This is a genomic window from Flavobacterium album, from assembly GCF_003096035.1.
GTDB lineage: Bacteria > Bacteroidota > Bacteroidia > Flavobacteriales > Flavobacteriaceae > Flavobacterium > Flavobacterium album.
Genome location: NZ_CP029186.1, coordinates 149,518 through 173,779, shown reverse-complemented (window position 1 = coordinate 173,779; position 24,262 = coordinate 149,518). Strand labels below are relative to the sequence as shown.

Below are 24,262 nucleotides of genomic sequence, written 5' to 3'. Positions count from 1 at the left end.
CCCTAATTGTAAATTTTGCGTAAATATATTATAAAGAATACAGCGATAAGGGATTAATTGTTATGAAAAAGATAAGTCGCTGATATAGAGTTTGTTTATTTTTATTGGTTAGATTGGTGAGGGCGCATACTATTATGCGCCCTTATTATTTTGTTAACCCGGCAATCTTATGAAATGAATTGAATATTTTTGCATAAAAAAAATAAACACAGTCACCGGCAAATGCTTGCAGTTAAGAACATCTCCTTTGGTTATACCGACAAAACCATATTGCACAACCTCAGTTTTACAGTCAAAAAAGGGCAGAATATCGCCGTAATAGGCGAGAGTGGCTGTGGAAAAAGTACATTGCTTAAAGTTATTTACGGGCTGTACGACCTCAATGAGGGGGAGATCACTTATAAAGGGGAAGTTGTTACAGGGCCAAAGCACAACCTTATTCCCGGAATGCCGTACATGAAATACCTGGCACAGGATTTCGACCTGATGCCTTTTGTTACCGCTGCCGAAAATGTGGGCAGTTTTCTTTCCAACTTTTATCTGGGTGAAAAGCAAAAGCGCATTGCCGAGCTCCTTGATATTGTAGAGATGGGCGAGTTTGCCAATGTAAATGCCAAGTACCTGAGCGGAGGGCAGCAGCAACGCATAGCCCTGGCGAAAGTACTGGCTCTCGAACCCGAGGTGCTGCTTTTGGATGAGCCTTTCAGCCATATTGATAATTTCAGGAAGAACGCACTGCGCAGGAACCTTTTTGCCTACCTGAAGAAAAAAGGAATCACGGTTATTGTTGCCACGCACGACAGTACTGACGCGCTTTCTTTTGCCGATGAAACGATAGTGGTTAAAAGCGGGCGTATTTTAGACAAAGCGCCTTCCCGCGAAATTTATTACCACCCCAAAGACAAATACACAGCATCGCTTTTTGGTGAAGTGAATGAGATAAAGCTTGAGCTGCTTACGCTTACGCAGAAGCCTGATGAGACCGTACTTATTTATCCGCACCAGTTAAAGATCATGCAGGGCGGACCATTGGCAGTGATTGTAAAGCAATGCTATTTTAAAGGGAATCGCTACCTTGTGAAAGCAGCGTTAGGGAGGCAGGTTATTTTCTTTGAGCATTATAAGGAACTCGAAATAAATTCTGAAGTAACACTGGCGGTGGACAGGAATGCTTTTGGGTGATTATTTGAAATTTATAGTCAAAGGCAGGTTGAAGCTGGCACGTACTGGTTTGCCATTTTGTATGCCGGGACTCCACTTAGGACTGTTTTGAATGACTTTTATTAAATTTTCATCGTTTTTTTCATCTAGTCCTTTTAGTATTTTGACAATACTTATACTCCCATCTTTTTCAATTACAAAATATACATATAATTTTTGAACACCTTTCAGTTTACTTTCAGGCTTGAAATTATCAATGATATATTGATAAAATTCACTTACCCCACCTGGAAATTCAGGTTTTGTTTGTAACTCGTCATTTGTCACTAAAGAATAATCAGTAGTTTTTAATGGCTTGGTTTCTTGTGCAGAGACATAGTTTAGAGCAAAAAAAGTGAAAATAGCGGCAAAGAATAATTGTTTCATATTAGTTATTTGAGGAGCCAAAATTAGTATAAAAACCAATGTATAGGAATGCGTTTGGAAGATCAATTCAGGTTTATGGTAAGAGGGAGCCTATAACTCGCCCTTATTGGTTTACCATCCTGGGAACCGGGTTCCCATTTCGGGCTGTTTTCAATAATTTTATATAGTTTCTTATCCCACTTTGCATTAATGCCTTTAACTATTTTTACTTCTGTTACGCTGCCATCAGCTTCAACAACAAAAGTTACCAGCATCTTACCACCTTTGTTTGGCTTAAAATTATCCGAAATATATTTATAAAAAGCTTTCATTCCACCTGGAAATTCCGGCTGTAACTGCACATGAGCATAAACAGTGTCTTCGGATCTCTTCTGTTTTTCTTCCTGTGCAAATAATACATTTGTACAAATACTAAACAAGGCAATCAGGAATATTTTTTTCATAACTTGATTTTACGGCGAAAGTAACTAAAAAACAAAACCCGCACAATTGTACGGGCTGTCTTTCATCTATTATCTAAAAGTCTAAAAATCCAATAATCTACTTCACAACCCTATTCTTCACATACTTCTCCAGCCACTGGTCCTGTTCCCATAATAGGTGCAGTATACTTTCAATAGCCGAATAGCCATGGCTTTCTTTTGGCAGCAGAACGAAACGCACCGGAGCCCCAAAACCTTTCAGCGCATTGAAATAACGCTCGCTCTGCATCGGGAAGGTGCCCGAGTTGTTGTCGGCTTCACCATGGATAAGCAGCAATGGCGTTTTCATTTTGTCGGCATGCATGAACGGCGACATCGTATTGTACACCTCCGGCGCTTCCCAGTAGTTGCGTTCCTCACTCTGGAAACCAAAAGGTGTAAGCGTGCGGTTATATGCCCCGCTTCGTGCGATACCGGCAGCAAACAGGTCGGAATGCGTGAGCAGGTTGGCTGTCATAAAGGCGCCATACGAGTGACCGCCCACAGCTACGCGGTTCCTGTCTATATAGCCAAGGGCATCCACAGCATCGATGGCGGCTTTGGCATCGGCAACAAGCTGGGTAATAAAAGTATCGTTAGGTTCTTCCTTTCCTTCTCCGATGATAGGAAACGAGGCATCGTCCAGTACCGCATAGCCGCGCGTCACCCAGTATACCGGCGACCCATAATTCGGATAGGTAAAGTCATTCGGGTTCGAGGTGCTTTGCGAAGCGCTGTTCTTATCCTTAAATTCAGCCGGATAGGCCCACATGATAAGCGGCAGCTTTTCTTTTTTCTTCTTGTCGTAGCCTGCCGGAAGGTATAGCGTACCCGACAGCTCGAGCCCATCGGCCCTTTTGTATTTGATAAGCTCCTTGCTGACGTTCTCTATTTTTTTGAACGGATTTTCAAAGAAGCTCACAGCCAGAGGCGCGCTTTTCTTTTTGAAGTTAATGAGGTAATAATTCGGGTACTGGTTCTTCGATTCCAATTGTACCAGCACTTCGCCTTTTTTGGCATCGACCAAAGACACCAGTGATTCCTTTTTGTCTGTATATTTCGACTGGTACAGCCTTGTTTTCTTTTTGGTAGCAAGGTTAAACTGGTCGATGAATGGGAACTGCCCTTTGTCTGTAAAGCCGTCGCCGATAAGGTAAGCATTGCCATTCTCGATATTCAGCACATTGCGGCCCCACTGGTTGCGTTTCGTGTCAAAACTTCCGGGGTCACTGTAGGTATCCTGGTAATTCCTGTCAAAAATGATCTCCGGCTTTTGCGACGCATCCGAAGGGTTGAAGATATAAGTACGGGTATTGCGGGTGTTCCACCAATTGTCGGTTATTAGGGCCAGGTTATCGGTGCCCCAGGTTAATCCCGAAAAGCGGTTAACGGTTTTTACCAGGCTCTTAGGTGCCTGGCTGAACGGAGCAGGCAGCTCGAAAAGCTCATCGCGAAATGGCACTTCAATCGCTGGGTCGCCGCCATCGAGCGCTTCGGCCCACACAATAGTAGCAGGCTTATCTGCCCTCCAGCTGATACCCCTTTTTCCTTTTTCGGTAGCCATGAAGCCTTTCGGCATGTCTTCTATCAGCGGCTTTTCATTGAAAACCTTCAGCATCTTGCCCGAAACGTCATACAGTGTGCTCGTAGTGGGAAAGCGCTCCAGCGTAACAATATAGGAGAACGGTTTGTGGATGGTGGTAATCAATGCATAATTCCCATCGGGCGAAAAGCTTATCCCGCTGTACATGGCGGCCTCTTTCCATAAAGCGCTTTTTCCGTCAAGGGAAACTTTGTGCAGCTCCGATGTGGTAAGCGTTTCAAAATTAGCCTCATCATTTTTGTTTTTCAAAAGATCCTGATAGGTGCGGTTCTGTGCTTTGGTGCCATCGCTCATAGTTACCGTAGGCCCGGCAGGTATAGTGTTAGCCGTATTGATAAGCGGCTGCCTGCTTTTCGGGAGCATCCGTACCAACAGGGCGTTCCCGTCCCTGAACCAGCTGATCGGGTTGCCTATGTTCGCATTGGCTATAGCTTCTGTCAGTTTTTTTGCCTGTAATGTGGCAAGGTCCAGTAGCCAGACCTCCACACCTGTAGCTGTAGTATTGGTAAAGGCAACTTTCATTTCATCCGGCGACCAGGCAAAATTGGCCAGCTTCGGGTTTTGCGGCAGTCCCATTACCTGTACTGGTTCCCTGTCTTTCAGCTTTTTGAATTTCAGGTTGTTTGTGTAGGTAACGGTGCTCGATATATTAGCTTTGGGATTGATACGCAGCCCGCCCAGCTTCAGTTCGTCTTCCGAAAGGTCGGCGATGGTCTTGTAGGCATTGCGGTACAGGAACAGCATTTTCGTATTCCTGCTGTCCATCGATACCGATGGCGCCCTTTGCACATCGACAAGCTCGAGTATTTCCTTTGGTGGTTTTTGGTAGGTAAGGTTTTCCTGTCCAATGGTCGTCAGTGTCGTCAGCAGGAAAAGCAATAAATGGCAGAATGGTTTCATAGAGATGGTTTGTTTTTCAATAAGTCGAAGATAATGATATGTTTGTTACAGTGCTAACCGCTTTTTAAACAAGACAATTAAAATTTACCGTTCCCTAAAATTTCCCCAACTTTGCCTTTTCCTTTTTAAGGAATGTTTATTTTTACACTATACTTTTTATTAAAACGATCAAGATCCTATGTATCATTCAAAAATAACCGGCCTGGGGTATTATGTCCCCAACAATGTGGTGACCAACGATGACCTTTCTAAAATAATGGAAACCAATGACGCGTGGATCCAGGAACGGACAGGCATAAAGGAAAGAAGGCATGTGGTAAAAGGCGATGGCGATACCACGACAACCATGGGTGTTAAGGCTGCCAAAATTGCCATGGAGCGTGCCGGGCTGGACAAAGAAGATATCGACTTCATTGTATTCGCTACCCTGAGCCCTGATTATTATTTTCCGGGCCCGGGCGTATTGGTGCAAAGAGACCTTGGCATGAAGCGGACAGTCGGCGCATTGGATGTTCGCAACCAGTGCTCCGGGTTTATCTATGCACTGTCGATAGCCGACCAGTTCATAAAGACCGGAATGTATAAAAACATCCTTATCATAGGCTCCGAACTGCATTCCACCGGCCTCGACATGACCACCCGTGGGCGTGCAGTTTCGGTAATATTCGGCGATGGGGCAGGGGCGGCAGTGCTTTCCCGTGAAGAAGACCTTACCAAAGGCATCCTCTCTACGCACCTGCATTCTGAAGGGCAGCACGCCGAAGAGCTTTCGCTTATCGCTCCCGGAATGGGCAGGCGTTGGGTTACCGACATAATTGCCGATGCCGACCCGAATGATGAAAGCTACTATCCGTACATGAACGGGCAATTTGTTTTCAAGAACGCTGTGGTACGCTTCAGCGAGGTGATCATGGAAGGCTTAAAAGCCAACAACCTGCAGGTAAGCGACATCGACATGCTGATACCGCACCAGGCCAACCTGCGCATATCGCAATTCATCCAGCAGAAATTCGGGCTCAGTGACGACCAGGTGTACAATAACATCATGAAATATGGCAACACCACAGCGGCCTCTGTGCCTATCGCACTAACTGAAGCGTGGGAACAGGGCAAAATAAAAGAAGGCGATACGGTAGTGCTGGCAGCATTCGGCAGCGGGTTCACGTGGGGAAGCGCGATTATTAAGTGGTAAAGGGATTTCAGATTGTAGATTTCAGAGTTCAGACCTGCCTGCCGGCAGGCAGGTTTAGCTACGCTCATGCTCTGATTCGTAGTCAATACCGTACTGCCTTGTGTCCTTTGTGTAAAAACTTTGCGCGCCTTGTGGTAAAATATTCCTGCCTAAATGAAACGTAAAAAAATGCTTTGGATATTCCTGATCATTCCTGTAGCTATCGCTGCCTACTATTTCTTTCCCGAAAAAAAGCTTCCGGCAGGTAAAACCATCGACCGCCTTGTCGTACATAAAGCTGCCCACAAAATGGAAGCCCGGTCCGGCAGCGAACTGCTGAAAACGTATATCATTTCCTTAGGCAAAGACCCTGTTGGACACAAGCAGTTCGAAGGCGACTGCAAAACTCCCGAAGGCACGTACACCATCAATGCCCGAAATCCAAAGAGCGCTTATTACAAAAATCTGGGCATCTCGTATCCCAATGCCACCGATAAGGCCTACGCCGAAAAGCAGGGGAAGTCACCCGGCGGTGATGTCAAGATACACGGCCTTCGCAACGACAGGGGCTATATCGGTAAATTCCACCGCTGGAAAGACTGGACCGCAGGCTGCATTGCCGTGACCAATGAAGAGATGGAGGAACTTTATAAAGCAGTAAAGCAGGATGCGGTGATTGAGATATTACCTTAGTTTTCAGTGACAGTCACAGTTTTCAGTTTTACGGCATTATGATGAGAAACGAAGTATTGCATCTATTTACCAATAGCTTTCAAAACAAGGTCTTCCTTGATAACTACGTCCCTCATTAATAAATTATGTGGGAATACTTTTAGCTTGGAGTTTCTGAAGCCTATAAGTATTTTCATTAATGAACCCGCTGTGATCAATGATAAATTCAAATCATATTCGAGGCCGCAGTCTTTAATAAAATCGTCTGAAAACTCAGGCGCTATTAATAATGATTTTACAACTTTGTAACCGTTCTTCCTTGCAATAGCATCATATGATTTTAATTGCCTTGAAACAGAACTAAATTTATTATAATTGCTTTCCTTGATTGTTTTGCATTCTACTATAATCAGGTCATTGTTGTCTAAATTAATTAAAATGTCAATTTGATCTTTAGAAGTATTTAATTTTTTGCGTAAATCTTCATCAATTTTAAATCCTAATTCAGCAAGTATTTTTTTTGTTAGATCCTCGAATTTAATTCCAAGATCTGCCTCTTTCACAATGATGCCGCTTTCTTTTAGTGCCAATAAATTTCTGAATCCAATATTTTCATAATTTTCTAAAAACAGATTTTCAGAATCTTTGTAAGCATCTAAAATATTAGCAATTAAATCACCTCTTGTTTTTATTTCCTTTGTTTTAGAAAACTCCTCCAGCTCCTTATCGGGAACTAATTCTAAAATGTCCCTCGGTTTTATATTATAATCGAGTAGAAAATTACTTCTTAGGACATTTTCATCCTGAAGCTCAAATTTTGATTTCAGTAGCTGATTTATATGTGGTGCGAATTCTCCCAATTGGATAAGCATTTTTTCAAAACCATCATGAGACATCCCGATTTTATCATCCTTTTCAATGTCTTCAAAATGCTTTATAAGATTATCAATCTTTTCCTCTATAATAGTCCCTTTCAGGGAGTTTATCATTAAATTTTTTTCACAAAAATCGTTCAGGAACTTTTTCTTTTCGGTAAGATTAGTTCCATCCTTATGTATATCATCAATAAGAATTTGTTTGAACGAAATACCGGCATTTATAATTTCTGCTATTTTATTCTCCAAAGGAAGTTTTCGGTCAATATTGTGTTTCCTGCAAATTAGATTTATTTGTGGTTCTCTAAATTGTAAAAGAACCCGCCTGAAAAATTTATCGCTAACTTCCTTTCCTCTTATTTTTCGTAATATCCTTACAATTTCATCTGCAACGTATATTGTATTATTCTTTTTAGAATAAAATACAATTCCTATTGCTTTCAACTCATTTATAACAGCTTCAATTTCGAGTTTCTTGACAGGGAGTATCAGGTAATTAATTAGTTTAACTTCTTCCTGGGATAGCGAAAGACAATTTGAAAGTGTTAGTAGTATGGAGTGTTCATCAGAGGTGATTTTCTTTTCCTGATTATTATTTTCATCGTTATAGTAAGCTGTTCTTACACAGGATAAATAAATATTATAATCTCTTTTCCTTTCGTCGGATATCTCAGATTTGTCATTAGCAATATCTTCTTCAAAAGCTTTTAATTTCGTCTTTAAACTTGCCAGTTCTTTTTCATATAACCTTGAAAACCAATCCTGCCTGATTATACACGATCCATCTCTGGATATTATATCGATTAATATATCAAGCTGTGATGATGTTTTCAAAAATTCATCTTTAATATATTCTGTAAACTCATCTTCTAATAAATGAAATACATTGACGATATTAATATTGTCTACGGTTTTCAAATCTTTGTTTGAATCTGAAAGGATGCTCTCGATAAGCTTTATATTTTTAGGCTTGGCTGAAATTAAATTGTCAATGATTTTTAAAAAAGAATTCTTTTCAAAAGAATTGATATTGTTAAGTATTTTTTCGAGTTTCATATTTTGGTAAGGTTGGGATACGAATATATGAAATTTTAACAAATATTTTACAATTACCTTAGAAGTTAAAACTTTTAAACGAGCACAAAAAATAACCCCGGATTCGCAACTATCCGGGGTTAACTAACTACTAAACCTAATTATATGAAAACATTAATTATTCAATTTTTGATGGGCTAGAACATTCCGCCGCCGCCCTGCTTGGTGTTGTCGTCACGCTGCTTGCGCTGCAGGGCCCTGTTTTTTCCGGCGCCGAACATATAGTTAAGTCCTACATATACCGTACGGCTTTCCCAGCGGAATTCACCGCTTTGGGGGAACGGGTTGCTGGCGCTGAAGCCGTAGCGCATAGTACGGAACATATCGTTAAAGCGCACACTAAGCGACATTTTATTGTCCAGAAGGGTATAGCGTGCTCCCGAATCGATCTTGTACATTTCCTTGCTCAGGTTCTGCACACCGTTTACCGGGCCTCTGTAGAAACCGAAAAGCAGGAAGCTGAGGCGCTGGTTTACCCTGAAGTTGCTGTTCAGCCTTGCATTAAAGGCATTTACATCTACCTTCCTGTTCTGGAATTCGAATACATCCGGAGAGGTTTGTATCGAAACCCTTCCCTGCTGTGAGATGCTCGAAAAATCAACCGCCGGCTGGATATCCCACCACTTGAAGATCTTGTAATTGGCCGATACCTCAAAACCGAAGGCCGAATTCTTATCGAAGTTCCCAAAGGTCATGATCTGGTCCTGGTCATTATCGGGTGTGGCATCGTTAGGGTAGAAGATACGGTTGATCTCATCATTGATGAACCTGTAATACACACCGCCTGTAACCGATGAGCCCTGCCCGAACATCTTGGTGTAATTCACTTCTACCGAATTGGTGAACTGTGGTACCAGCTGTGGGTTTCCTATCGAGGTAAGCAGGTAGGTTGAAAATTCCCTTATCAGCTTGGTCTGCTCTATGCTTGGCCTGTCTACACGGCGGCTGTAGCTTAGCTGCATCATGTTCTTATCGTTAAAGTTATACCCGAGGTAAACTGACGGATAAACCGTAACATAATCGTTCTTAAAGCCCTGCTGGCCCCTGTTGAAGTCGGCTTTCACTTTATAGCTTTCAAACCTTGCGCCAAGCTGGTAGCTGAATTTCTCGAATTTCTGCCCAAAAGTGGTATATGCCGAATAGATGCTCATGTCATACGTATAATTCACGTTTTGCTGGTCGGCAGGGATATTCGGGTTGGTCGAGTGGTATTCGTTATCGGTAGTCAGTATCCTTGCTTCGGCGCCTGCCTCAAGGGTAGTCTTTTCATTAAGCGGGTTTACATAGTCCAGGTTCACGGTCGTATTCTGGCGGTTGTCCACAAGATGGTCGCCGTATGTTTGTGTAGCATCGGCTATAGCCACGCCATAATCTACGCTTTGCTTATTTTGGGAATCGTTATAATTGGCTTCAAGGTCAAGTGTGTGGCCTTCTTTGGCGAACTTGTGCTTGTAAGCAAGGTTGTAAGTGTTGTTGAAGTTATCGCCGTCCATATTGTTGGACTGGAGGATATTCGGCGAAGCGCTGCCTTCAGGATAAAGTACATCAATCGTGAAAAGCGATGTGCCGGAAAAATAATTCTGGTTGGTGTACACCGACAATGTGTTGTTGTCATTGATGTAGTAGTCCATCCCGATCTTGCCCAGTACGCCTTTGTTGTCGCTAATGCCGTTCACCACCTGCCTGGAGGCTATGTCGTCATGGCGCTCTACAAAGCCCCAGTTGGCATATTTGCCCAGGTTGTTACCGATGTTGCCAAAGAAATTCACCTTTCCCGTGCGGAAGTTCATATCGAGCGAGTTGTTGAATTTCGGCGTTTTACCAAAGGTCATCCCCCCATTATAAGTGCCGTTAAAGCCGTCGCTCGCATTTTTATGAAGGATGATATTGATGATACCGCTCATACCCTCAGGATTATACTTGGCGCTTGGGTTGGTAATCAGCTCGATCTTTTTGATGGAGGTAGAAGGTATCTGCTTTAAGAGCTGTGCCGGGTCGATATTGGTAGGCCTGCCATCTACAAGAACCCGTACGTTCTGGTTGCCGCGAAGGGAAATTTTTCCGTCCTGGTCCACATTTACCGAAGGGATGTTGTTCATTATTTCCGATGCCGTGCCGCCCGCGGTGGTAAGGTCGCGGCCCACGGTAATTACCTTGCGGTCTATCTTCTGCTCGATGGTAGAGGTTTCCTTAACGATTTCAACGGTGTCCAGTGTTGTGGCTACTTCGTTTATAGCTATGGTACCCAGGTTCATTGCTTTTGCCTGCTCGTTAAGGTTGGCATTGGTTACAAAGGTCTTGTAGCCCATGAACTGCACTTCTACCGTATAGCTTTTAAGCGGCAGGTTCTTTATGGTAAAAAGGCCATTGTCATCGGTAATGCCACCGGTAACAACCGCGCCATTATCTTTTATAACGATGCTCACATAGGGTAAAGGTTCATTGGTAGTCTTGTCCGTAATTTTCCCTGAGATGCTGCCGGAATTTTGAGCAGTCATGGTCATGATGCTCCCAAAAAGAAGCACCATTAGTAGCTTGAAATGCATGTTCGTAATTTGATTGATGATTGATGATGGGGCAAATGTACTACATCGAAAACTAATATGCAATACAAAGTACCTTTTTATGCATAAATTAATGTTTATTTAATGTCACTAACTTGTGCAGATACCCATAAGACAATCAAACACGGATTTTGTTACAGCGAAAATGGAAAAAGTTTTTATTTGTGATAGTTTTAGGGTAGAGACGCATTGAATGCGTCTCGCGTAATGATTGAAAAATACTGGGAGACGTATGCAATGCGTCTCTACTGCCGCGGTCTAATTTTTACATTTTATTTAAGCATTTTCAATTCATTACGTTGACTAAAAATAATTATCTTTGCACGCTTAAAAATCATAGTAAAATGGCGTTGTCACAAATCCTCGTTCCCCACATACAAAAAGCGGTTGAAGCTTTGTTTGGTATTTCTGTTGAAAAGATAGAATTACAGGCGACCCGCAGGGAGTTCGAAGGCGATATTACTATGGTTATTTTCCCGCTTTTAAAGCTGGTAAAAAGCAATCCCGCCGCACTGGGGAATGCCATTGGCCAGTACCTTTTGGACAACACCGATGTGGTAGAAAAATTCAATGTGGCCGGGGGCGGTTTCCTTAACCTTGTCATATCCGATGCGTTCTATATTACGTTCTTTAATGAAATAAAAGAAGACGAAAATTTTGGTTCGCAACAACCTGCAGAAGGCGGAAAAGCCGTAATGGTGGAATATGCTTCCCCAAACACCAACAAGCCATTGCATTTAGGCCACGTACGTAATGTGCTGCTGGGCTATTCGGTGGCGAATATCATTGAGGCATCCGGCAAAAATATATACAAGACCCAGGTGATTAACGATCGGGGTATCCATATCTGCAAGTCGATGCTCGCGTATGAGAAATTCGGCCACGGTGAGACACCGGAAAGCGAAGGCGTAAAGGGTGACAAGCTGGTGGGAAATTACTACGTACGGTTTGAAAAGGAACTCCAGAAAGAGGTAAAGCCGTTCCTGCAAAAATTTTGGGAAGGTGACTTTTCGGGTTTCCCTGAAGTTGAAAGCGCTGTTACACCATTGAAAGAGGAAATTACCAAGCTTAAAGGGATTTACGAAGAGAAGAAATCAGGCTTCGAACTTCCGGAAGGAATAAATGTTGTCATTCAGGGATATTATAATACATCGAAAAATGATGTCTCCTACCGTACCATGATAAAAGATCTTCGTGATGAGGAATATGATGAAATTTCGGATAAAGATAAAGTAGCTTTCGAAAATGCGGTAAAACCACTAACCACTCTGGAGTCTAAAATCGACGATAAAGAAGGGGAACTTAAAGAAATTGCTAAAAAACTAACTGCTATATTAAAAGAAGCCCGGCAAATGCTGCTTAAATGGGAAGCAGGCGATGAAGCTGTTGTTGCCCTCTGGAAAAAAATGAACGGCTGGGTATACGAGGGCTTTGAGTTGTCCTTCAAAAATATCGGTGTCGACTTTGATAAGAATTACTACGAAAGTGATACCTACCTGTTAGGGAAAGACGTTGTTGCCGATGGCCTTGACAAAGGTGTTTTCTATAAAAAAGAGGATGGTTCGGTATGGATCGACCTTACCGATGAAGGCCTTGACGAAAAGCTGGTGCTGCGCCGCGATGGTACTTCGGTATACATTACGCAGGATATAGGTACGGCAATACAAAGGGTAAAAGACTTCCCTGATGTAGGCGGTATGGTGTACACGGTGGGCAACGAGCAGGACTACCACTTTAAGGTGCTGTTCCTGATCCTGAAAAAGCTTGGTTTTGACTGGGCAGAAAACCTGTACCATTTATCGTATGGCATGGTTGACCTTCCTTCCGGGAAAATGAAAAGCCGTGAAGGTACCGTGGTGGATGCTGACGACCTGATGGAAGAAATGGTTGCTACAGCCAAAAGCATTGCAGACGAAATGGGCAAGCTCGAAGGCTGCTCGGATGAAGAAAAAGCCGAACTCTATAAAACGATAGGCCTCGGGGCGCTGAAATACCAGATGCTTAAAGTCGATCCTAAAAAACGGATTCTTTTCGACCCGAAAGAATCCATCGACTTTAACGGCGATTCGGGCCCGTTCATCCAGATGTCATATGTGCGGACACGCGCGATCCTGAGAAAAGCTGAATTTGATATTACAGAGACTGTTTCGCATATCGCCCTCCACCCGAAAGAAAAAGAGCTGATAAAGCTTCTTGAAACATTCCCGGCGGTGGTGCAAAATGCAGCGAGCCAGTACAGCCCGGCTTTAATAGCAGGCTATGCGTACGACCTGGCGAAAGAATTCAGCTCGTACTACCAGGTGGTTTCCATACTGGGAGAAGAAGATGAGTCGCTGAAAGTGTTTAAAGTACAGCTTTCTAAAAAAGTGGGAGAAACATTAAAATCGGCTTTCGGCCTGCTGGGAATCGGCATGCCGGAACGTATGTAACCTAAAGCCATTTTTTTGTGAAAGAGAACAGACCCGGATACGAGAGCACGCCGCCTGCAGAAAACAGGCCGCAGGAAGGGAAAACCTATTTTTTCCAGTCATTTATCATTATCGTTATTTCGATAGCGGCATTGCTTGGGTTCAGGCAGGTGCTCCCCTCTAAAATATTTACCGAAACCGGCATTACCAAGAATGTTGTGGTTGATAGCCTCATGCTCGAGGCGGTGGAGGCTGATGGAGGCGAAACAGAAAAAGACACCCTGAGCAGCAACAAGAAAATAGTTTTTGAGGCAGTTAATGGCATCAAATTCCCGGCAGAGACTTTTGAAGATTATAAGGGCTATCAGCACCTTGTCAATTTTTACGAAAAACTGCTGCAATTGGAAACCAAGAAGCAGGGTAAAGTGCGTATTGCTTATTTTGGGGATTCCATGACCGATGGCGACCTTATCGTGAAAGATTTCCGTGCCAGCCTTCAGGAACGCTTTGGAGGCGAAGGCGTAGGGTTTGTGAATATCACTTCCGAATCGGCACCGTCACGCAGCACGCTTACCCACCAGTTCTCACCCAACTGGAAAACGCAGTCCTACCTGAACGTTAAGAGCCCAAGAAGCCCTTTTGGTGTAAACGGGCATGTTTTCTTTACCAAAAGGGATACCGTAAACCCGGCATGGGTGCGCTACAAAGCCAGCAATATAAGGCATCTTACAGAATTGTACAACCCAACGCTGTTTTACGGAAAGTCGGGCAACAGGAAAGCAGCCGTTGATGTGATTATAGGAAAAGATACCATTCGCAAAAATCTTAACCCTGTAAACCTTGTGAATACGCTTAGCGTTGCCAATGGCGGCATCAAAGGTTTTAAGGCTAATTTTATCGCTTCCGATTCCATTCCGTTCTATGGCTTCAATTTTGACGATGGCAGGGGAGTGCATGTAGATAACTTCTCGAACCGCGGTAACTCAGGCCTTCCGATAGGCTCTTTCAATACCAATGTGATGAGGGCGTTCAATGATAAGCTGGGTTACGACCTTATTGTACTTCATTACGGTACCAACGTGCTAAATTACGGCTCACTCAATTATACCTGGTACGAAAAGCGTATGGCAAGGGTTGTGGAGCACCTGAGGGAATGTTTCCCGGGTGTGGATATACTCATTATTTCTACTGCCGATAAATCGACCAAATACGGGCTGGAGATGAAAACCGACTCGGCTGTGGTACCGCTTAGCCGTGCCCAGAAAAAATATGCCGTGCAAACAGAATCGGCTTATGTAAACCTTTACACGCTTATGGGCGGTGACGGCTCTATGGTGAAATGGGTGGATGAGGAAGCGCCTGCATTGGCTAATAAAGATTATACCCACTTCAATTTCCGTGGGGCAAAAAAGGTATCCGACCTTATCTGGAACCAGATCAATGGCGGGTATGAGCAGTACAAGAGGCTTAGGGGCTTTAAGACGCCAACTCCGCCAGCACCGGCTCCCCAAACAGGTACACCTGTAACAGAGCAGCCTAAAGCAGAACAGCCAAAAACTCCAACGGTGCAACCGGCAAAAAAGCCAATAGTTAAGAAAGACACGATAACCCCTAAAAAAGATACTACCCATGCGCCGTAAAATAGTATTCCTGCTATTTTGCCTGCTCTTGGGCGCAAAGTCTGCCGCACAGGTAGATTCGCTTGCAGTGGTCATGGACAGCATTGTTACCGATACCACTGAGATCGTAGTAGCTGATAACATCATTACCAACAGCTCTTCGCTAAAGCTGTTCTTCGAAAAGCTGTATTTCCTCGAAAGCCAGAAAGGCGGCAAGGTAAATATTGTACACATTGGGGATTCGCACATACAAGCCGACCTGATGACAGGCATTATCCGCAAGACATTGCAGGCGCGTTTTGGCAATGCGGGCTGCGGGTTTACTTTTCCGTACCAGCTGGCAAAAACCAATGGCAGCTACAATGTCCGTTTCAATTCGAATGCTTCTTGGAACAGCCGCCGCAACATTTATACGCCCGAGCCCGGGATGGAAGTTGGCCTTAGCGGAATCGCCCTCGAGACGAGGGAGAACTTTGTGGTCGAGTTGAATGTTCGGGACACCGCTTACGACTTTAATACCCTGAAAATAATTACGCCGGGCAATGCGCCGGGATTTGACGTGGCAACAAGCTCAAAAACCATTGTGCTCGAATCGACCGTGCCGAAAAAAATTACGCATAAAATAAAGAAGGGCGAGGTGCTTGGTTCTATTGCCGATAAATACAATGTGACGGTGGCACAATTGAAAAAAGCAAACGGCCTGAAGTCGGATAACATAAGGGCAGGGAAAACCCTGAAGATACCCACAAGCGAAATGCAGAAAAAGGAAGTGAAGCGGTCGGAATTCATACCGCTGCCCATTACCGCCGACTCACTGAGCAATTATTACCACAGTGATGAAGCGCTTTCTAAAATATACCTGCTGCCCAACAATGACAGGAAGGAATATACCCTTAGCGGACTGGTGCTGGAAAAAGATGATCCGGGACTGCTCTACCATAGCATTGGCGTAAACGGCGCGAAAGCATCGGACTATAACAAGTACCCGCTGTTCTTTGACCAGCTCCCGGCATTACAGCCCGACCTTATCGTGATATCACTGGGTACCAATGAGTCATTCGACAAAATGATTCCCAACGATTACATTACGCAGCTGAACCTTTTTATTGATAAGGTTAAAGCTAAAAACCCCGATGTGTGTGTATTGGTAATGACACCGCCGCCATCAATGTTCAAAAGGAAATACCCCAATACCTTTGCTGCCGGTTATGCCAAGAGCATACTCATGCAGGAAACGGCCAAAAACTACGCCTCGTGGGATTTGTTCTCTGAGATGGGCGGCCTGTTCAGTGTGAACCGGAATGCTGCACAGGGATTAATGGCAGGTGACAAAGTGCACTACTCGAAGCCGGGATATGAAAAACAGGGCATGCTATTTACCGAAGCATTGCTGAACGCATACGATAATTTTAAAACCAACAGGGAGTGACAGAGCTTTCAAAATATTTGCCCAATATAACATGGAGTGATGTAGAAGGATGGTTTACATACAACCGAGAAGCGCCGTTGCTGTTCAACACGCCGCTTTTTCTGGGGCTGTTCACCGTTTTTTATGCCATCTATATCCTTACCAGGAAAACGTTCCATTTAAGGATCGTTTATGTGATATGCTTCTCGCTGTTCTTCTACTACAAGTCAAGCGGGGCTTACTTTATGCTATTGCTACTCTCATCGGTGGTAGATTATACGCTCAGCTACTTCCTGTACCGGGAAACGCGTACCATACCGCGCAGGGTTTACCTGTGGTTTAGTGTCATTGTTAACCTCACTTTTCTTGGTTACTTTAAATATACGACCTTCATATTAGAAAGCAGTAACAGCCTTTTCGGGTGGAATTATACCTTCCATAAAGTGCTGCTGCCGGTGGGTATATCGTTCTATACGTTCCAGTCCATCAGTTATATCATAGAAATTTACCGTAAGGAAATTATCCCGGCCAAGAACTATGTAGATTACCTGTTTTTCGTGTCTTTCTTCCCGCAGCTTGTGGCAGGGCCTATCGTAAGAGCTAAGGACTTCATCCCACAGATCTACGCCAGGCTGAACGTCACCAAACAGGATATCAACTACGCACTGTTCCTAATCATCGGCGGACTTATTAAGAAGACGGTGATATCCGATTATATCTCCATCAACTTTGTCGATCGTGTGTTCGATTCACCCAACAGCTATACCGCTTTTGAGAACCTTATGGCGGCTTATGGCTATACGATACAGATATACTGCGACTTCTCGGGATACAGCGACATGGCGATTGGGGTAGCCTTATTGCTTGGCTTTAAGCTGCCGACCAACTTCCGTACGCCTTATAAATCGGCTTCTATTACCGAGTTCTGGAGAAGGTGGCATATATCGCTGTCCACGTGGCTTAAGGATTTCCTTTATATCTCCGTAGGGGGTAACCGCCACGGCTCGTTCGCAGGATTTTTGTTTCCGGCGCTGTTTTTCTTCGGGCTTATAGTATGGGGTATTACCTATTCGCCAACAAGCAATATCCCGCTTATCATCAGCGTTGCCGGATTATTGGTATTTACGCTCACCTTCCTTTTGGCCAGGAAGGATAAGGAGAAAACGATGTACACCAATGTTAACCTGCTTACCACAATGCTTCTTGGCGGGCTTTGGCATGGCGCGAGCCTTCGCTTTATTATCTGGGGAGCACTGCACGGCATTGCACTGGCAGTACATAAGCTGTTTGCCGAATTTTTCCCGTCTAAAAAAGAAGGCAAGCCTTCTGCTTTTGGCAGCCTGTGGACATTTATCTCGGTACTGCTCACGTTTCACTTTGTGGCTTTCTGCTGGATATTTTTCCGGGCTAAAGACTTTACCATAGCGCTTGACCTTATCAATAATATTGGCAATGTAACGTTCGACCCGGCACAATGGCAGATCATCATCATGGGCTACAAAAACGTATTCCTGCTGATGCTGATAGGTTATGTATGGCACTTCATGCCGGAAGGCATTTCGGTCGCCATGAAGAAAGGTTTTGACCAGTCGCCGCTTGTAGTAAAAGGTGTTTTATTAGGGTTGGTATACTGGCTGGTATATGCCGCAGCATCCGCAGGGCCGCAACCATTTATCTATTTCCAGTTTTAAATATAACATTTAAAAGCGAAATCGTGTTAAACTGTGGTTAATGGAGTGATAATGAAATTTTTCATTAAATTACGCCCACTAAACTACACAACATGAAAAAAACTTTACTCATTTTTTCTTTATTCGCTTCACTTTTTGCGTCTTTTACGGCACAAGCGCAGGATCCTTATACCCTTAGCTTTTTCGACCAGGTTATTTATTACAATATGTATGAAGGGCCGGTTAGCGAGCCTGTGCCGGATGGTTTAATAAGAACAAGAAATTCATCGTACAGCCGCAAGCTTACTGCAGAGCAGATTGAATCTATCGGGAATATGCTTACCCTGAACGTAACGCTTTTCCCGCTTTGTGACACCTACGACAGGATCGGGAATGTAAACCTGGTAATGGTTCCTGCAGGCGCTACCAGCTATGGTTATAATGATACCAATATCACCAGGATAGAAATAGGACGTTTTATCACACCTTTCATGAATCTTAATGTCACAAATCCGGCATCGGTTCCATATACTTTCGAGGTGAATAATATTACTAAGATATTGCATGATACAAGCATAAGCAGCAATTATGACTTCTGGATTGAACTGGAAGTATACGGTTACCAGGGGGACTCGTCTGCAGGTGCAGTACACGATCTTCCGGCAACTTGTACCGGAAGGAACGATGTGTACATGGGGTCTTTAGAGCTCGTTTCGAATAACAACCCTAACCTGGTACAGGGTGAAAATCACTTTGTGCCGTTGTCCTATAAGTACGAGCTGAAAAATTATACACTTGAGGGGACAGATGAAATCGGGCAAACCGTGCGGACGATTACCTTCACGCTTGATGAGCCTGTTCCAAATGCCAAATTCTACCTTATAACCTCCAACCATGGGCAGCAGGAAGAATTTTTAAGGCGCAAACACCATGTTTATTTTGATGGAGTGGAAGTTACAAACTACACCCCAGGCGGACTTTCCTGCGTGCCTTACAGGGTATACAACACGATGCCGAACTGTATTTACATCAACTGTGCTACGGGGGCTTACCGCCCTAATACCAATGCCGCATGGGCCTGGAATAACTGGTGTCCGGGCAATAAGATACCTACCCGCGTTATCGAGTTAGGAGATCTTGCAGCCGGAGAGCATTCGTTTAAGATAGACGTACCGGAGGCTGAGTTTTTAAATGGCGCAGGCAATGGCAGCGATGGCTATTTCCCAATGTCGGTATACATGCAGGGCTATAGCGAGACACTGGGTACGCCGGACTTTGAGCACAATGCTTTCAATATTTACCCTAACCCTGTGACTGATATTGCAACGATAGGAACCGGCGACCAGCAGGTGAAAACGGTTACGGTTGTCAACACGCTGGGGCAGACGGTATTTGAAGGGACTACTGAGAAAATAGATATGTCAGAGATGCAAAGCGGCATCTATATGGTGAAAGTAGAGTTCGGAAATAACCTTAGCGCTACAAAAAAGATTATCAAAAAATAGATTTAAGTTAAATAGAAATGCAAATCCGCTCCCAAGGCGGGTTTGTTGTTTATAAGAGGTATTATGAAACAATTATTCAGTATAATGGCGCTCTTAGTCCTTATGTCCTGCACTGATAAAACAACAGGGAAATCAGGTGGTTCTCATAAGGATGTTTCAGTAAAAAGCAACAAGGCTTCAAATGCAGCTGCCGAAAAGATGCTGAAGTCTTTTTATACGGAATATATTATGCAGGGCGATGTCGCGCCAACAGATAAAGCAAGGATGGCAGGTAATCAGAAAATACTGCACGGCTGGGCTGGCACAGAAAATTGAGAATGCCTCGCTTGATTCCGACCCCTTTCTTAGCGCACAGGACTCTGATGTGGCAACCTTGAAAACACTTGTCATTCAAAAGGACGATCAAAATAAAGATATGTATGCTGTTTGTTATACCTGGCCTTCAACGAACCAGATCATTTGTACCGATGTTACCGTGACTGCTGTCGGGGATGATGTTAAGATCAGCTTTGTTGAGCTCAACGGGTACTAAAAACTCAGCTTTATAAGCGCATTGGGAGTCCTTTCTATAGAGTAAGTATTAACCACCTCGATAGCATTATTGGTATTGTTCAGGCGGTAATAGCGGTTGATGATGTTCCTCCTGTTAAAGATATTCAGTACCGAAACCCCCAGCTGAAGGCGCACTTTATCCTTTATCGTGCAGGTGTAAGAAGCGGAAAAATTGACCTGGAAAAAGTTACCTATGTTATCAGAATTAGGGGAAGCGTAGGCTATTCCGGAAGCATTAGGGGCCATATCTGCCGCAATAGAGTTTAAAGGGGGGTAACAGGCTTTCCCGTATACCATTTGGAACCCATCGCTATTTTAAACCTATGCCATTCGTAAATCGCAGCGCTGTTTACCGTGTGCTTTATCTCAAAGCTGCTGGGGAATTTATCCGGCGAAATGCCATTGAAGCTGTAGTTGTTGTCATTCCACGTATAGCTTAGCCAGGCGTAGAACCCTTTAAACTGCTTCTGTACCAGGAATTCGGTACCTACCACCGTATAGCTTCCCTGTGCCTGCACAAGTTCCAACTGGTCCTGGAAGGCCTGCCCGTAGGTAGTTATACCTTTTACCTTCTTATAAAAATTCTCCAGCGATACCAGCCACCCTTTATCTTTAAAAGTTAGGCCCACAGAGGCTTGCCTGCTACGCTGTACCGGTATGTCCTTATCGTTTGACAAAATCCAGCGGCGTTTTTCTATCCCCAAAAAATCACCCTGGAGCTCTACTATTTGCGATGCGGTCTGGCTTTTTTGCTCCGCGAGAAATTCTGCCTGCCATGCGGTGTTGGGCATATAGGTCACCTGCAGCCTTGGCTCGATATAAGCCATGGCAAACTGCTCGATGTAATTGCCCCTTATCCCGGCCCGCGAATACAGTTTCCGGTCTTTAGAATCATATTCCAGTTCACCAATTGCGGCATGTGTTCGGAGTACCTCTTTTATACTGCGGCTGTACTCTGGCTCATTTACCCGGTCACTGTTCTCAACCCCTATCTCGTTGTACTGGTACCCGGTTTTGAGGTTGAACAACGGGTTCAGCCTGTAGGAATCGCTTAAATGGAAACCGGCATCCAGGATCTTGTTTTCCTGCTGCGTCACCTGGTTGAATTCAAGGGATGCATTGGTGCCGTCAACATTATAATAAGAGCCGTAAAAGCCAAACTCGCTGCTGTGCCTGTCGCTCCATTTCCGCCGCCAGGCTGCCGTTCCGCCAAGGGTGAGCTGCCTCAAGGTACTTATTTCGGTAACTACATTGGTAGCCGTGATGGTACCCTGCGTAAAATCCAGCCTGTTGTTGATGCCAATGACATCCACATAAATATCATTTTTATCACCGATCTTTTGGTGGTATTGACCTGTAAAATCGTAAAAATAAAATTCCTTGTCGCTTTTATAATTCACATCGGTACTGTTATTAAGCTCAGTAACAATGGTGTTCTGGAATATCCTTTTCGAATATTTGCTGTAGGTAGGCAGGTCGATCACATCGGTAAAAGAGCGTCGAGCCGAAATCTCAAAATTAGCATTTTCACTGGCTTTTATCTTCGTGTAAAAATCAGTACCGATCATGTTGCTGCCAACACTCGCGGTTCCTTTACCGATATCGGCAGGGCGGGAGGAAATGTCTACTGCGCTCGACACACTTTCGCCATAAAAAGCAGACGTGCCGTTCTTGGATATTTTGATCTCGTGCGCAAGGTTGGGGTTGAGGGCCGAAATGAGCCCGAAGAAATGGCCCGTTTGGAAAAGGCGTATGCCGTTCCACATAAAAAGGTTTTGGTCGTGGGTGCCGCCGCGCACGTTGATGTTCGATACGGTTTCGTCAATGCTGTTGATGCCCGGCAATTGCTGCATTGCCATTAGTACGTCAGGTTCTATCAGCCCGGGGAGTATACCGAACTTATCGGGCCGGATGCTGAAGGTGCCGTCTTTCTTTTTAGAGATACCTGTGGTAAGGTAGCGCTCGGCAACGACTTCTTTAAGTTCGAGGATTTCGAGGCTAAGGACTATCTCTTTACAATCATCGTCGGAAAAATCCTGGGGCTTTAAAGTGCGGGATTCAAAGCCCATCTGCCCTACAATGATATTATCTGTAAGCGGCTTTTTAAGCTCAAAATAGCCATCGGGCCCGGTAACGATCTTTTTGTCTCCCGAATATTGTATCACAGCATTGTCAACGGCCTGTCCATACTCATCAATAACATAGGCACAAAGCCTTTTGGAGTCGGCTCTGGCGCCGGTATAGATAATGATATAATCGCCGGTCTCTTTATAAAGAAGGTTGGTACGGTTGGAAATGTAAATCAGCTTGGCCTTGAGCGGAAGGGTGGGAGAGGGCGGAAATATGCTGTGCCCAAATACATCCTTTTCGTCATAACTGAATTTTACATTGTGCTGAAGGGCAATAGCATCCAGTATTTTTTTGAGTTCAATACTTTTCTTTTCGTCCTGCCCAAAAGAATTGGCGGCGAAAAAAAAAAGCAGCTAAACAGCAAAAAATGCCGGATGTTTAACCTCATTCAGACGTTAATATGATTTTGTTGCCTGCCTTTTCAGACTTTAAATGATATATGGTCTTAATTATATCAAGCGCAGTATCAAGGTCATTCATAGGGATCGTTCCCGTAAAGCCTTTGCCGTCGTTAGGAAGTGCGGCTTTAAGCTCAATTTTCACATTGTACTGGCGGCCTATTTCATCAATTATGTTTTGCGGCTGCTCATTGGCGAACGAAGTCTCATAGCTGATCCATCCCGGAGCATTTTCCTCTGCCGGTACAGCCATCATTTTACCTTTCACGAACGCCACGCTTTTCCCCGGTGTAAGCAGTATCGATTCCTTACCGCTGGCTACTTTTACCCTGCCTTCGAAACAGGTTACATCAAAACGGCTGCCCCTGGCTTTTACATTGAATTGTGTGCCCACAACGGTAACAGTCCCCATATCGGTAACCACATCGAATTTTTCGCCTTTGGCTACTTTAAAATATGCTTCGCCATTAAGTTCTATCTTGCGGTTGCCATCCCAGTTCCATGTCTTGTATTCTGCTTCTGAACCTGAGTTAAGCACTACTTCAGAATTGTCAGGCAATAAGAACTCAGTCCTTTTGCCGAGATCGGCTATCTGGGTAGTGGTTTTAGAAGTGTAAAAGAAGAACGCCGCTCCAAACACGATAACCAGTATTGCGGCTACTCTTGGGAACCACGGGTTCAGCTGGCGTACTTTTGGCGCCCCCTGCCTGTTTTTATTACGGCTTACAGATTCGTATAAAGCGTCCATATCCGCCTCAGGGGCAGTAAGCTCCGCCGAATATTTGCGTATCTTTTCGTAGGTCGCAAACTCAGGCGATGCCATGAAATCTTTCAATTCCATTTCATCCATCTCATCGTTCAGCCACCTGGCTAATGTAACATCATCTTTCATTGTATCCCTGTTTATTACTAATATAACAGTTAATCATCAAAATCCCCTACCTGATATTGTCAATATCTTTACGTAATTGCTGCAGGGCGCCATGAATCCTTTTTTCCACGGCTTTAACGCTTATTTCCAGTATTTCAGCTATTTCATGGTATTTCTTACCGTCGATGCGATGCAGCAGGAAAGCGCTACGCTGCGCTTCTGAGAGCCCTGCGATGGCTTTTTGCAATTTTACCTTAAACTGCTCTTCTTCCATAAGGAATTCGGGGCTTTGGCTGTCGGTAACCGGAGCGGTGCTTTTTTTATTGAAATCGAGCACCACTTTTTGGTGTGCCACATGGTTTAGCGAGGTGTTGTTGGCCACGGTGTAAAGAAACGACTTTGCCTTTTCGGGCGGCACGGTGGCACAATTTTCCCATAGCTTTATAAAAGCCTCCTGGGTTACGTCTTCTGCCTGTTCTTCATTCCCGAATTTATAGAAAAGGTAGTTGCGCAATGTTTTTGCATGGCTTTTGAAGAAATTGGAAAAAGTAAGCTCTTCGCAAATGCCTGTCATACGATCCTGCATCATTTAGGTTGGTAAAATGGCTGTTAAATTACAAAAATCTAAACAAGCGGGAAGCCAATTACCCTAAAAAATCTTTGCAGAATTTTAAGGATGCCCTCTGTTGCAGATACTAAACGCCTGCCCGCATATAGTAAGCCAAAAGCCTTAGCTGCTCAATTGCCGACTTTAATGATGAGGATGCTTCTAT

18 protein-coding genes and 2 pseudogenes are annotated in these 24,262 nt (G+C 44.1%); 11 read left to right on the top strand and 9 right to left on the bottom strand.

What is annotated here, in order from left to right:
- Positions 1–222: 222 nt before the first annotated feature.
- Entirely contained in the window at positions 223–1,182 is a 960-nt protein-coding gene (locus HYN59_RS00705; RefSeq protein WP_108776439.1) for an ABC transporter ATP-binding protein, read from the top strand.
- Here the strand turns inward: HYN59_RS00705 and HYN59_RS00700 are convergent, their stop codons facing one another.
- The 3 genes from HYN59_RS00700 to HYN59_RS00690 all read right to left on the bottom strand — a co-directional run bounded on the left by HYN59_RS00700 (position 1,183) and on the right by HYN59_RS00690 (position 4,551).
- Complete coding sequence (locus HYN59_RS00700; protein WP_108776438.1) at positions 1,183–1,587, bottom strand: energy transducer TonB; 405 nt, start codon at positions 1,585–1,587, stop codon at positions 1,183–1,185.
- Positions 1,588–1,649: 62 nt separating this feature from the next.
- Positions 1,650–2,030 (bottom strand): energy transducer TonB, encoded by a 381-nt coding sequence (locus tag HYN59_RS00695; protein ID WP_108776437.1) that lies wholly within the window; start codon positions 2,028–2,030, stop codon positions 1,650–1,652.
- A gap of 97 nt (positions 2,031–2,127) precedes the next feature.
- The gene (locus tag HYN59_RS00690) at positions 2,128–4,551 is read right to left on the bottom strand and encodes a S9 family peptidase (protein WP_108776436.1); all 2,424 of its coding nucleotides are present in this window, start codon (positions 4,549–4,551) and stop codon (positions 2,128–2,130) included.
- 178 nt (positions 4,552–4,729) lie between these two features.
- Here HYN59_RS00690 and HYN59_RS00685 point away from each other — a divergent pair, with 178 nt between their 5' ends.
- Positions 4,730–5,743: a 3-oxoacyl-ACP synthase III family protein gene (locus tag HYN59_RS00685; protein WP_108776435.1), complete on the top strand. Its 1,014-nt coding sequence runs from the start codon at positions 4,730–4,732 to the stop codon at positions 5,741–5,743.
- Positions 5,744–5,896: 153 nt separating this feature from the next.
- Entirely contained in the window at positions 5,897–6,415 is a 519-nt protein-coding gene (locus HYN59_RS00680) for a L,D-transpeptidase family protein (protein WP_108776434.1), read from the top strand.
- Positions 6,416–6,477: 62 nt separating this feature from the next.
- Here the strand turns inward: HYN59_RS00680 and HYN59_RS00675 are convergent, their stop codons facing one another.
- Both HYN59_RS00675 and HYN59_RS00670 read right to left on the bottom strand, forming a co-directional pair.
- Positions 6,478–8,325, bottom strand: a complete 1,848-nt coding sequence (locus tag HYN59_RS00675) for a hypothetical protein (protein ID WP_108776433.1) — start codon at positions 8,323–8,325, stop codon at positions 6,478–6,480.
- A 176-nt stretch (positions 8,326–8,501) separates the two neighbouring features.
- Positions 8,502–10,910 carry a TonB-dependent receptor gene (locus tag HYN59_RS00670; RefSeq protein WP_108776432.1) on the bottom strand — a complete coding sequence of 803 codons (2,409 nt, stop codon included), beginning with the start codon at positions 10,908–10,910 and terminating at the stop codon, positions 8,502–8,504.
- A gap of 362 nt (positions 10,911–11,272) precedes the next feature.
- On the opposite strand from HYN59_RS00670, the pseudogene argS (HYN59_RS18405) reads away from it, so the two are divergent.
- The 8 genes and pseudogenes from argS (HYN59_RS18405) to HYN59_RS18010 all read left to right on the top strand — a co-directional run.
- Positions 11,273–11,917 (top strand): annotated as a pseudogene (gene argS, locus HYN59_RS18405) (arginine--tRNA ligase domain-containing protein); the annotation flags it as partial.
- A gap of 207 nt (positions 11,918–12,124) precedes the next feature.
- Positions 12,125–13,357 (top strand): annotated as a pseudogene (gene argS, locus HYN59_RS18400) (arginine--tRNA ligase); the annotation flags it as partial.
- Positions 13,358–13,374: 17 nt separating this feature from the next.
- Positions 13,375–14,976 carry an SGNH/GDSL hydrolase family protein gene (locus tag HYN59_RS00660; RefSeq protein ID WP_342748334.1) on the top strand — a complete coding sequence of 534 codons (1,602 nt, stop codon included), beginning with the start codon at positions 13,375–13,377 and terminating at the stop codon, positions 14,974–14,976.
- Positions 14,966–16,384 carry a LysM peptidoglycan-binding domain-containing protein gene (locus tag HYN59_RS00655; RefSeq protein WP_108776430.1) on the top strand — a complete coding sequence of 473 codons (1,419 nt, stop codon included), beginning with the start codon at positions 14,966–14,968 and terminating at the stop codon, positions 16,382–16,384. The genes HYN59_RS00660 and HYN59_RS00655 overlap by 11 nt, the downstream gene beginning before the upstream one ends.
- Complete coding sequence (locus HYN59_RS00650) at positions 16,381–18,054, top strand: MBOAT family O-acyltransferase (RefSeq protein ID WP_108776429.1); 1,674 nt, start codon at positions 16,381–16,383, stop codon at positions 18,052–18,054. Before HYN59_RS00655 ends, HYN59_RS00650 begins: the two co-directional genes overlap by 4 nt.
- Positions 18,055–18,146: 92 nt before the next feature.
- Complete coding sequence (locus HYN59_RS00645) at positions 18,147–19,538, top strand: peptide-N-glycosidase F-related protein (protein WP_108776428.1); 1,392 nt, start codon at positions 18,147–18,149, stop codon at positions 19,536–19,538.
- Between the two features lie 63 nt (positions 19,539–19,601).
- Positions 19,602–19,853 (top strand): hypothetical protein, encoded by a 252-nt coding sequence (locus HYN59_RS17930; protein WP_146185838.1) that lies wholly within the window; start codon positions 19,602–19,604, stop codon positions 19,851–19,853.
- A 58-nt stretch (positions 19,854–19,911) separates the two neighbouring features.
- Positions 19,912–20,070, top strand: coding sequence for a hypothetical protein (locus HYN59_RS18010; RefSeq protein ID WP_181369483.1), 159 nt, complete (start codon positions 19,912–19,914; stop codon positions 20,068–20,070).
- On the opposite strand, the gene HYN59_RS00635 is transcribed toward HYN59_RS18010, so the two are convergent.
- From HYN59_RS00635 to HYN59_RS00615, 4 genes are all read right to left on the bottom strand, one after another.
- A complete protein-coding gene (locus tag HYN59_RS00635) occupies positions 20,067–20,336 on the bottom strand; it encodes a TonB-dependent receptor (protein ID WP_181369482.1) in 270 nt (89 codons plus the stop codon). The two genes, HYN59_RS18010 and HYN59_RS00635, sit on opposite strands and share 4 nt — an antisense overlap.
- Before the next feature lie 17 nt (positions 20,337–20,353).
- Positions 20,354–22,255: a TonB-dependent receptor plug domain-containing protein gene (locus HYN59_RS00630; protein ID WP_108776425.1), complete on the bottom strand. Its 1,902-nt coding sequence runs from the start codon at positions 22,253–22,255 to the stop codon at positions 20,354–20,356.
- A 349-nt stretch (positions 22,256–22,604) separates the two neighbouring features.
- Positions 22,605–23,510 carry a FecR family protein gene (locus tag HYN59_RS00620; RefSeq protein ID WP_108776423.1) on the bottom strand — a complete coding sequence of 302 codons (906 nt, stop codon included), beginning with the start codon at positions 23,508–23,510 and terminating at the stop codon, positions 22,605–22,607.
- 46 nt (positions 23,511–23,556) lie between these two features.
- A complete protein-coding gene (locus HYN59_RS00615; protein WP_108776422.1) occupies positions 23,557–24,078 on the bottom strand; it encodes an RNA polymerase sigma factor in 522 nt (173 codons plus the stop codon).
- Positions 24,079–24,262 lie beyond the last annotated feature (184 nt).